This window comes from Aeromonas sp. ZOR0002 (assembly GCF_963866995.1).
In the GTDB taxonomy this organism is placed as follows: Bacteria; Pseudomonadota; Gammaproteobacteria; order Enterobacterales; family Aeromonadaceae; genus Aeromonas; species Aeromonas caviae.
In genome coordinates, this window is sequence record NZ_CAWMFQ010000382.1 from 1 (window position 1) to 10,880 (window position 10,880).

Genomic DNA, 10,880 nt, shown 5'->3' on the forward strand with positions numbered 1-10,880 from the left:
CCGGTTTGAGGCCGGTGTCAGGTGATAACTAGATCTGTACACTTCCAGCGTTATAAATCATACCTTGATAGGCTAATGGGTCAGAGAAATAGCTATTACTTCTTATGTATGTTTTTTAGTGTTTTCGTAGGTGAGGCAGGCATCTCACGTTTAGGTATATTTATTATTTAATTTAGTATCACTTCTATTCAATACTATCCCTACGCTATGTACAGCTACCAACATACAACCAATATCCATTACCACTGTCGTATACTATTACACCACTCTCATGTGGTGGTCATGTTACCACCAGCATAGTTAGCCAATAACCATTCTACCAATCGCCCCTATATACGCGTGTGTTTATCACACTGCGTAGGGTTACTCCTGCCTAAGTGAGGCCATCATGTTTAACTCAGTCAGACTATTAGATATCCTATCCATAACAGACCAGCTCCAAAATACAACGCTTCCTATTGTCAGAGCCGTTTATTCAGCACCAGATAAGTCACGCATCACTTGCATAGGTCGTAGGCTATCAACCAAACTCTTTAATGCGTTGGATACCGTGTGTGATTATTTTTATTGTCATGAGGAAGTATCGTCATCGCATCCAACGATAGAGTTATTCCTGACGCACATGCGAGAGGTCTATGGATTGCACCTCATCCATGAGAGATATCTCGATAGTGATGTGGGTGACGAATTAGCCAGGGATATCAATAACGCGCTGTATGCGTTTCTAAGAGATTTCAAGAGTCAAGCGCACCGTAAACGCCTCAATAACCTCAACCGCGTTCAGAGCCGCAATCAGCGCAGTGTAGCGACGTATGTTAGTAGCCTATTCGACCAGCATGCAAAACTATTAGTCATCCGATTTGATATCAGCTATCGCAAAGCCTATTACGACCAGCTCACGTTAGACCTCGTGACGGATGACCGGAATGTTTACCTTCGTCGAGTACAGAACAAATATCCTGCATTGGTAGGCTATATCTGGAAACTGGAGTTCGGTGTTGATAGACGTTTTCATACCCACATTACGTTCATTTTTAATGGGGCTGTACACCAACGAGATATCTCTCTGGGTATAGCGCTGGGAGAGGTGTGGGCAGATATGACCGACAATAACGGGAGCTATTTCAATTGCCAGGTCAGGCGGGAGGAATATCGGGAATGGGGTACCGATGGGATTGGGATGGTCCACTACAGCGATACTGCAAAGCGTCAAAACCTGATTAATGCGCTGAGTTATCTGACCAAGCTGGATACGCAGATACTGGCGGTATTGCCAGCCGGTCGTCGGACCTTCGGGCGTATGGAGAGACCATCGCCACAACCTCACCTTGGCAGACCACGGGGCACCGGTCATACGCATTCATACTAAACCGTCTTGATGTGCATAGTGGTCAATAATCTGGTGGTTGATAGATAACAAGCCCCCCTTGGCTGCGCTTTTTATCTAGTGGGCCGGATTACGTTCCAGAGTTTGCTCTCTGGAACCCTCTTGTCTCGCCAGCATAGCGATACTTGTGGATAGGCTCACCTGTTTGTGCGTGAACAGCGAGAATAGGGTAGATAAGGGGGCCTTGACCACCAGGCTCAATAGCTTGGGCATACTCCTCGTCGCTTTTAGGTAAATTGTTCTCGGGGCACAGATAAAAGATCATCGGTGCACGAATGCAGAAATCATGTGGCTCGAGCAGGTAATCTCGTTCAATAACCCTTTGTTGTGCCCTACTTAAAGCCGGATTGACAATAAAACGTACAGGGATCGCGACCTCCCATGCAATGTCTTGAGCCGGTGGTGCTACCGCTGGGGCAATCAGTTCCGGCAAACCAAGGAATCTCGCCAAAACAAAGTCTTTATACGTTGAACTATCCCAGTCATATGCACGCACATGCTGACGCCCATTAACGGTGATAATGACCGTGGGGGTCAGTGTTCTAGGGGAGCCATTCGGATTTTCCATTGACATGTAGGTTGCTTGCACCTGAGCCAGTTGTTCGATCGCGGAAATAAAAACAGCAAGTGTGCGACTAGGAACTGCGCGATGGATAATCGGAATTTCTTGAGCATGGGCAGCTTGTGGTGGTTGAAACTCAGCCGTCGCACGCCATACAAGGTCATTATCCCCCAGTAAAACAGGTGAGAAGGTTGGGCTAGGGAAGTACCCCCTGCGGCTGCCTTCTTCTTGCTCAATCACATTGCTTGGTGCGAATTCTAGGTAAGCTCGAACATCTGTACGGGCCTGCTGTGCTGAAACACCAAATTCCTCCGCAATCATGCGCGAAGTGACTTTTCTTTCCCAGAGCAACTGACGCTCGATATAACGTAAACGCAACCACTGTGCATGACTGAGAGAGGTTTTGTGATTTTTAAGAAACGTTGAGTAATGCATACCACTTTGTGTTCTATGTTGGCGGGAACTGACAATTCAGCTTAGGTCTGATGTGCGGCATTAGTATATGGAGCATTGGCAGGCATGACAAATAAAATTGCAATATAATGAATGATATGCAAAGTTACTTTGCATTCACGGTGTACCACGTTATAGTGAGTTCCTCTAAGTTGGAGGCGGCTATGTTGCTAGAATTTCTTAAAAAGGCTCGAAATGAATCCATGGCACGCCGTGAGCTAACCATTCAGTCTCATGCGCTGCTGGTCGTGCGGACGCTGGATTCAGTTTATAGCGCCCTACACCGCAAACTGTTCGACGGAGTCGACTTTGACGCGCTTGCGGCAATCATGCACCTCTTCGATTCCATGCTTTACTACGCCGACCGTGAGCGCCAACCGGGTATGACTCGCAAAGAAGCAGAGTGGTGCTTGACGGAGCACCTGCGGGAGGCTTACCCAGTACAAGAAGCTTCGAGCTACACGCAAGTAGCCAGCAAGATTTTCGCGGCGATTAAAGACCCTTTCCGCCTCCGGTACTATGACTTCGCCGAACGAGCGCATTCCGATGAGCAGGTAGTTCGCTTGATACGGCACGACCAAGTGCCCGGCTCCGATGATATTCTCTGGTCTCTGACCGATGAGGGGATGCTGTTTTATACCCTCCGTTTGGACGAAACACCGATAGAGCGAGCGGCTATTCTCGCTTGGCGAACGCTCAAAACTATCCGTCGTGGTGAAATTGATAAGGCGGTACAGCAGATTCAGTCAACCCAACGGCAGTTGGAACAATATCTGATTGGGATGCGGATAAAAGTACGCGCCGCCCAGTCGGGTGATTTGAGCGCCTCCTATGCACACGATATCCGCCCCGTGCTCAGCGACTCCTTTGATAAGACTCAGGAAGTACTGGAGCACATTCAGAACACCCTATCGACCATTACCGAAATGCTGGCTGATGGACGCTCTGAATTACACCCCGACAAATTACACAAGCTGCGCAAGGCGCAGGAGATTTTTGCCGAAGTCAGTGCCTTCACGCTGAGCTATCAAGATCGCTTGCACGACGTGAACAAGGATTTTGAGCGGGCTCGCCTGAGACTTATCATACCCAGAGACAACAACCTATTTCGGGAGACTTTGGAAAAGGGTGCGCTCAAGCCCTTACTGGCCCATGCCCCAGAGACCGCCGAACAAGGAATGGATGAACTGGTAGCAAGCTTGCTGGCTCCCAGAAACCTAGATGATGACTTACACACTCTGCTTGACCTTGAGGCGGTACTGAACCTGTATCTCGATCAATTCGAGCGATTGCTTCCACACGAGATCCAGGACCCCACCGATCAGCCCGTTGATATTGAAGCAATCCTGCGCAGTATTTCCGAGTCGGTAGTTAGGCACTGCAGCGACTGGGTTAGAGACCGTTTGAAGGATCGGGGGCGCGTCAGTTTTGCCGATGTGTTTGACGCCCACGCGAACGGAGAGTTGTCCGAACTGGAGCAACAGGTCTGTTTGCTCCACATCGGCAGTTTAGCGGCCAACAGCGACCCCACCATTGAGGTGGAGGTGGACGACTGTCTGATAGAAACAGCACTCTGGCGGGCTGACAATATCACCTTGCTGGCAGCAGATCCCGCACAGCCCTATGAGGAGTAGTTATGTACGACATGCATCAACAGGCTAAGCCTTACGCTGAGATCGCCACGCAAGCGATAATGGACTCATTGGGGTACAAGGTGGAAGGTGAGCCAATTCAACGAGCCCTGGAGCTCCAGGGCGACGTTCTATTCGCTGAAATTATTCGTGGCATCGCGGCTGGCATGAAATTGCGTTACCTCGGCATCCACGAAACATATGGGGTATTGCTGGCTGCGGATGGTCGTGGTCCTTATGCCCCTACCCTGAGTTGGCTGAATAAGCGCCTGCTGCCTGAATCCACAGCCGAGCAAATGAGCAAAGAGCGCAAGGAACAGCGCCTCTTCGCGGGATTAACCCTGATCGCGTTGCTGGCTGATATGTTTCCCAATCCCGATGCAGTTCGAATCGAATCCGGTCAAACCTGCGGTACCAATGCTGCTTCGGTGGTGATCAAGCTCAACGACGTTGCCGACCAAGTGATAGCGCAGCGCAAAGCCGGGGACGACGATGCGGTCGATGGCCTGCTCCTAGCAGCCCGGTTTGTACAGGAAGAACGTATCCCCCGCATTCACGACGAGAAGGTGGGGCGCGTCTCCAGTATTCGCTCGCAAACGGAAATGGCGATGCGCTGGATACAGCTGCTGCAAGAGCAAGGCTTCCTAGCCGAGGACAGCAGCCTGTCGGGAGAATCCGATTGGTACCCGACCCAGAAGCTCAAACATTATCTGCGCCATACCGGCATCAAGGAGACAGTGCACTTTGTAATGAATATCGCCCCTGCGACAGGGGGGCTACCACCCGACCTCGTCAACAACGATGCGACTGCGTCAGCTGACAACCCGGAACTGACAGCAGTCAGGGGTCAGTCAGATCTCGTCGAAACCGCTGAAACTCAACACTCGCTGGAGGTCTAGTCATGTGGCTGATTAAACGGGTCTATATGGATGGTGTTGGCCACGAGGAGGCCTTCTACAAAGATCTCATACTGGACTACATCGGCCTGGTTCATACAACCAAGCAGTCTGCTGATGCCGCCCGCAGCACCCCCGCCAAGAATGCGAAGGCAGTGGTCAGTACATATCAGCAGTTGGTGAACGGGGGCGGTAAGTCTACCTACATCGCATTGTTGTTATCGGTCTTTGAGCCGTCCGTCAACGATTTCACACAGTACCTGGCAAATCGTCGCCAGAGTGAATACCACTATCGCAATTACTTCCATCAGGATCTGTCTGTCATCCTGGTGGAAATGGTCAATGAAACCGGCCAAACCCTGCTGCTGGGACATGCCCACCAGCGCCGCGGAGATGACGTCGACCGCGTTCTATTTATTTGTGACGCTCCAGATTCTCTGCTGGGTACCCCGTTTGACGAAGTACCTTCCTACTCGCGCGCAGAGCGCAATCGAGAGCTGCGTCCCTACGCCAACACCCTGCACAGCTTTGACGGCTGGCTCAATCTCAAGTCGGGTGGTGAAGGTGGCATGCACTGGCGCAAAACCAAGGTGAATAAAGAATGGCGCGCGTTTTTACTGGAGCAGCAGATCAATGTTGATCTCATTAAAACGATGGTCACCTTCAACTCCGAAGAGGGTGGGTTGACCAAGTTCATTGACTACAAAACCGAGCTGGACTTCCTCGGCGCGTTCTTCGCCTGCACCATGTCCAAGGACACTACCGAGCAACTGAGTAATCTAGTGGCGCACGAGGTCGAACGCCAGGGGGAGCTGGAAACGATTCGCCGTAATGAATCCTTCTTGGGGGATGTGCTATCGAGCTGGCGGGCTTTTCTTGAGCCAGCACGACAGCTGGAAAATGCCCAGATGCAGCAACGGCAGATGGATGATGGCTTCCGCGAGTCAATGCGTGATCTCACGGCCTTTATTGAGGATACTCATACAGATCAAGCTCGGCTCGACGACCAAGCGGAAAGCCTGCAGAAAGAGATTGGCCAGATAACGTCTCACCGCGACCTACAGAGCAAGCGCAAGGCCCTGCTTGAGCACGATCTAGCCCTGCATCTGCTCGACGAACAACAGGCCAAGGCCACCGCACTCCAAGACGAAGCCGACACGAATCAGCGTCAGATTGAAATCATACGCACCGCCATAGATTACAAAGCCTATGCAGAGGCTCATGATGCCTACCACCAAGCGAACAAGATCCTATCGGTTTTCCAAAGCGAAACAGAAAAGCCGCTGCAGGTGATCTTCGAACGTACCGCTGGCGAGGCGCTGAGCGTGTTGGAGCGGGCGATCAGCTGTCATCGCCAGCAAGAAGCCGAAATCAAGGAGACGCTGGCACAGCTCAACAAGGAAAGCGATGCCCTCAGTCTGTCCTGTGGGAAACTGCAGAAGAAGCTGGGCAGCCTAGAGTCGGAGACCAACCAATGCCGGCAGGACAAGCGCAAAGGCGAATCACAGCGGGATGTGCTGTGCGAAGAGGGTCTGATCCAAACAGGGGAATCCCCTGTAGCCGCCCAGCACCGATTGGAATACGCCTTACAGGATGCAGTGCAGAATGAGGAGCAAGCCAAGGCCGATGTAAGTAAGGTCGGACAGGCGCTGGAGGCGCATCAACAGGTGGTTAATCAAGCCTCGGTGGTACAAAGCCAAGCTAGGCTGTCACTCACCCAGGCAGAGCAAAAACACCTAGGGGCGGTAGATAGCGCACGGGCTTTGGCTGAAGTCTATCAGACGCTTCCCGCTCCGACTCAGGGAGCACTTAGTCTTGAGGAGACAGATACCAACTGGCACAGCGCGCTGTGCGGATCGCGGATCAGCGAGGTGTTGAATGCAGATACGCAAACGCTGAATAGGATGAAACAACACCTACTGGAAGCCCGGCACCAGTTGAATGAGTTAAAACTCACGGGTCACGAACTGGTCACCAAGCAAATTAATCAGGCGCTCGAGGCGTTTTATGCAGCGGGCATTGCACGAGACAAGATTTGGGCCTTTCCTCACTACCTAGCCTCCGCCTTTAACGATGATGCGCAGCGCATCGCAGCAGTGATTGATCAAAACCCAGGTCGGTATCTGAGCATAGTCGCACTGGATGACGCTACATTCGCTCAAGTCAGGGAAATTAGTGACTCGTTCCCCTGGAAAAGGGAACCTGTCGCAATTCATCGGTTGGATGAAGAGTGGGATCTACGAGGAATGACCCCCAACTCGGCACAGGTAGTTCTCTCAAACCCGGACAAGAACGGTTACAGCCAAGCGGCCTACGACGCGCGACTGCAGGATCTGGAGAACGTTGTGGCCTCAAAAACGGCCTGTGTAGCGACTGCGGAAAGTGCCCTAACGGCACTGGAGTCGTTCAAGAACGATTGGCGCCTACACTATGATCAGCACGGCTGCCACTGGTCGAACCTGATCAAGCTGCGCGATCAAGCCCGCTTAGCATTGACACATGCCGATGCCGAGCTGGCACAGGCACAACAGCTTGAGCAGAAACTACGCGACGAAAAAGCGAATGCTCAAGCGCAATTTGAAAGCACCCAGCAGCAGCGCAACCAAGCCGAGAGAGCGCATGATACGCTGCTCCGTTTTATTGGCACGGAATGGGCGGCACACGACGCTGCGATGATTAAACTGGATCAACTGACCGAACAGATTCAGCGGAGCCAGGAAGCCCTCGAGCACCAAAGTGATGAACTGGCGCAGAAAAACAGGGTAGCGGAGAGCAAACGTGCCGAGGGTACACGCATTTGCATACAGATCGGCGAGTGGGAGCGCATGCGAAACAATGCATTCTATTCGGGGATTACGGCGACCGAGGGTGCTACCGTTCGGAGTCCTCAATATGCCCATGAGGCTGCCCTTCAGGCGCACAACCAATTGCTCGAAGCAGCCCAAGGCGATAAGGTCACGGTGCTCAAGCAACAGTTGAAAGATGCTGAGCAGGCGCAACGCGGCGCCTTTGATCGACTGTCGGCACATTCCTCCTATCAGACGTATCCGGATGAGATCAAAATAGCGGCCATCAGTAGTTTGGCTCTGATTAAGGACTTCATCGCACAGCTCGAAGCGCAGCAGCAGCAACTCACGCAGCGTCAGATTACGGCGCAGGCCAGTGTACAAAATCTGTCCGAGAAATGGGAGAAGGCGCAGAAGGCGCTGTACGAAGACTTTGTATGGGAGGATAAGCCCACCGAGATCGAAGCGATCCGGGTCTCTCTGCTCGAAATCGTCGACCATCTCCATGAAACCAAGCACCAGCTCAAACGCCTTCAGGAGCAGCAGACGCTCCATTCAAAAAAAATCGATAATGTCAAGGAGCGGCTACAGAGCGCCAAGACAGCCAAAGCGATGATACAGTCCATCACATTATCCTCGGCCGCGGGCTTGCCCACCAAGATTCTGAATATTGCAGAATACGCCGATACACTAGCTACCCAATGCCAGACATACGCAAATTTGAAAGATACTCTGAAGCAGCAAGAGGTGCGTGTAGCCACGGTTTGGGGACACTTCCGTAAACGGATTGAAGAAGAGTTGGTTAAGGAGCCGAATGTTAGTGCCAGCCAGGAATACTTGCGACAGTTGAACTCGATCGCAACTTATCACGAGGTACTAGGCGATCTGGATCGTGTCGGCTCGGGGATCACGCAGGTATTTGAAGCGGTACAGGACAGCTTGGAGCAATTCCAGCGTTCGATTGAGCTGACCATCACCCACCTAGCCACTCATCTAGAGAAGGCTATTAAGCTGCTGAAGCGTGCCAAATCAGTCAGGATTCCGGACGATTGCCCCGTTTTGCCCGGCCGTCCCATTTTGAAAATGACGGACCGACTAAATGATCTCACCGCCGATCTTAAGGGGTTTGCCAGCGCCCGCTTGCAACACTGGATTGCCAAGGGCCAGATCCCCCGCGCGCCCAACCGAGACGCACTGACGGCTGATCTGGTTCAGTCGGTATTTGGTGAAGGGGATCTGGAGGTACGTCTGCTTAAAACGAACGCTAGTCGCCCACAATGGAGCCATATCACCCGGTTGGAGGGTTCTGGGGGACAGCGACTAACATCCGCTTTCCTGTTGTTTGTGACCGTCGGCAAGGTGCGAGAGTATGACACGGGCATTTCGAGTGCAGGTTTCTTGCTGGCCGACAACCCACTGGGTAAATCGAATGCCGATGACCTGATGCGAATTCAAACCCAGATGGCTAAGGCCTACAACATCCAGCTTATCTACTTGACCGGTATTTCAGACGAAAATGCCCAGTCGATGTTTGATAACCATCTATTCCTGAACAAGATTCAGAAGTTGAGGCGGCGCGATTTGGTGACTGTTGATAACGAGCGCCATACGTTGTGGGCGGCTTCCCTTGTCGCTAAGCCACAGCCCGTGACGGTCTTGTAAGGTAGATTTGGTATGAATGGCCTAATGACGTGGTTATCCCGCTTGGAATCAACCATCAACAAACACCGTTTTGCTACTGACAAGGCAGTCCTCACAGTGAAGGCCAAGGTGGTACTGGACGAGATTTTGAGCAAACATGGCCACGAAGCTTTGAGCCATGACACCCCCGACCTGCTGAGACAGGCTATTGCGCAACTGCTTGAGGGGGACTGGCGGGCACAGCCTAAACGCGAAGCAAGCTGGCAACCCTACTGGCGCGGCCTGAATCTGCCAAACGCCTTTGTTTACGAAGGCGCAGCCGCCCCTGTGAAGACTGTGCCAGAAATCGCTTGGCATCCCTGGTTGGCGCGACGCATTAAAGGGCCGCTCACACCGACTGTTAAGGAACGCTTGCAGCAGCTCAATGTGTACCTGTTTCGCCATACCGAGAGAGATAAACCGTTGTTTCCTGGCACGCTCGGACACCGCGAGCGGGCACTGTTGCTCTTTGGGGATGAGAAAGCACTGGATTCCATGCCGCCCAACGGCTGGAAGCATGTCTCTCTTACTCTGGCAGATCTAGGGGCGATTCGACGGGCCCCGCCGCTGCCGTATGAGTCATCAGGCCGCCCAGACCTCCCGGCAGTCATTGTTGAAAACTCTGACGTGTATTACCGATTATGCCAAACCAACCGTGACCAGACACGCTGGTCACTGGTGATTTACGGCGCAGGTAACAAGGTGTCAGGCCAAGCAGAATGCGTGTCCTCCCTTCTTATGACTGAACAGGTAAAACAACTTTTTTATTTTGGTGATATGGATGTGGCTGGTTTAAAAATTGCTCATCAGTTGCGCTGTAAGTTGCTTGATGAACACAGTATCAATCTGGAATTGGATGAGCAGCTCTATGAAGAGCTGATCTTCAACCACCGAGCGACACCTCAAGGGAATGCGAATAACGAGAGGTTTGATTTTGAGTTGCTATGCGACTGGATGCCATGTTTTGTGTTACGAGAAATGAAAGTACTTATAGAGGCTCGCCTGCGATTACCCCAAGAAGGCCTCACATAAGCTAAGCTGGGCTTTTATCTCCCCACTGGCGAGTCCAAGAGACTGGGCTGGTATTTGCTCAGAAAAATAGGTAAACGCTTGATGTTTTAGAGCTTTATTTCCTTGTGGTACGATTATTTCCTTGTCTGTCCGATTAAAAAGAATCTCATCTAGAACAGCCACAGCGATGCTAAATAAGTATCATCGCTGTAAGCTTTTCAAGATTAGAGTGCTCTCTGTCGGTTCAAGCAGATGATGAAATTCACCGGCTAATCCGAATCACTGTTCAACGCTCCCTCGGCACTTTCGAAACTGATTGTAAGCTTATCGCTCTAAATCTATAGTCAGCGTTGAAGCCATGCTTTAAGCCGAGCCCAGATACTAATTGACTGGGCAGGAGAGCACTGTTCTCGGGGAATAGCATTGGACAACTCTGTACAGATCTAGTTATCACCTGACACCGGCCTCAAACCG

At 51.7% G+C, this 10,880-nt stretch carries 6 protein-coding genes; 5 read left to right on the forward strand and 1 reads right to left on the reverse strand.

The genetic code is table 11. The features are described from left to right. Positions 1 to 388 precede the first annotated feature (388 nt). Positions 389 to 1,369, forward strand: coding sequence for a YagK/YfjJ domain-containing protein (locus AACR77_RS20770; RefSeq protein WP_231563098.1), 981 nt, complete (start codon positions 389 to 391; stop codon positions 1,367 to 1,369). An 88-nt stretch (positions 1,370 to 1,457) separates the two neighbouring features. Here AACR77_RS20770 and AACR77_RS20775 read toward each other — a convergent pair whose 3' ends face one another. Continuing rightward, the gene (locus AACR77_RS20775) at positions 1,458 to 2,384 is read right to left on the reverse strand and encodes a WYL domain-containing protein (protein ID WP_081999330.1); all 927 of its coding nucleotides are present in this window, start codon (positions 2,382 to 2,384) and stop codon (positions 1,458 to 1,460) included. Positions 2,385 to 2,566: 182 nt separating this feature from the next. Between AACR77_RS20775 and AACR77_RS20780 the strand changes: the two genes are divergently transcribed. Genes AACR77_RS20780 through AACR77_RS20795 form a run of 4 tightly spaced genes read left to right on the forward strand, consistent with a single transcriptional unit; the run spans position 2,567 to position 10,427 of the window. Further along, complete coding sequence (locus tag AACR77_RS20780; RefSeq protein WP_042878813.1) at positions 2,567 to 4,036, forward strand: hypothetical protein; 1,470 nt, start codon at positions 2,567 to 2,569, stop codon at positions 4,034 to 4,036. A gap of 2 nt (positions 4,037 to 4,038) precedes the next feature. After that, positions 4,039 to 4,932 carry a hypothetical protein gene (locus AACR77_RS20785; RefSeq protein WP_052224751.1) on the forward strand — a complete coding sequence of 298 codons (894 nt, stop codon included), beginning with the start codon at positions 4,039 to 4,041 and terminating at the stop codon, positions 4,930 to 4,932. Positions 4,933 to 4,934: 2 nt separating this feature from the next. Further along, positions 4,935 to 9,377: a hypothetical protein gene (locus tag AACR77_RS20790; protein ID WP_042878811.1), complete on the forward strand. Its 4,443-nt coding sequence runs from the start codon at positions 4,935 to 4,937 to the stop codon at positions 9,375 to 9,377. Positions 9,378 to 9,389: 12 nt separating this feature from the next. Beyond that, positions 9,390 to 10,427 (forward strand): Wadjet anti-phage system protein JetD domain-containing protein, encoded by a 1,038-nt coding sequence (locus tag AACR77_RS20795; protein WP_231563099.1) that lies wholly within the window; start codon positions 9,390 to 9,392, stop codon positions 10,425 to 10,427. Positions 10,428 to 10,880: the final 453 nt, after the last annotated feature.

What these genes read in the sequence shown, in the direction of transcription:
- AACR77_RS20785 (WP_052224751.1), top strand. Translation starts at nt 4,039, where the DNA reads ATGTACGACATGCATCAACAGGCTAAGCCTTACGCTGAGATCGCCACG.
- AACR77_RS20770 (WP_231563098.1), top strand. Translation starts at nt 389, where the DNA reads ATGTTTAACTCAGTCAGACTATTAGATATCCTATCCATAACAGACCAG.
- AACR77_RS20790 (WP_042878811.1), top strand. Translation starts at nt 4,935, where the DNA reads ATGTGGCTGATTAAACGGGTCTATATGGATGGTGTTGGCCACGAGGAG.
- AACR77_RS20780 (WP_042878813.1), top strand. Translation starts at nt 2,567, where the DNA reads ATGTTGCTAGAATTTCTTAAAAAGGCTCGAAATGAATCCATGGCACGC.
- AACR77_RS20795 (WP_231563099.1), top strand. Translation starts at nt 9,390, where the DNA reads ATGAATGGCCTAATGACGTGGTTATCCCGCTTGGAATCAACCATCAAC.
- AACR77_RS20775 (WP_081999330.1), bottom strand. Translation starts at nt 2,384, where the DNA reads ATGCATTACTCAACGTTTCTTAAAAATCACAAAACCTCTCTCAGTCAT.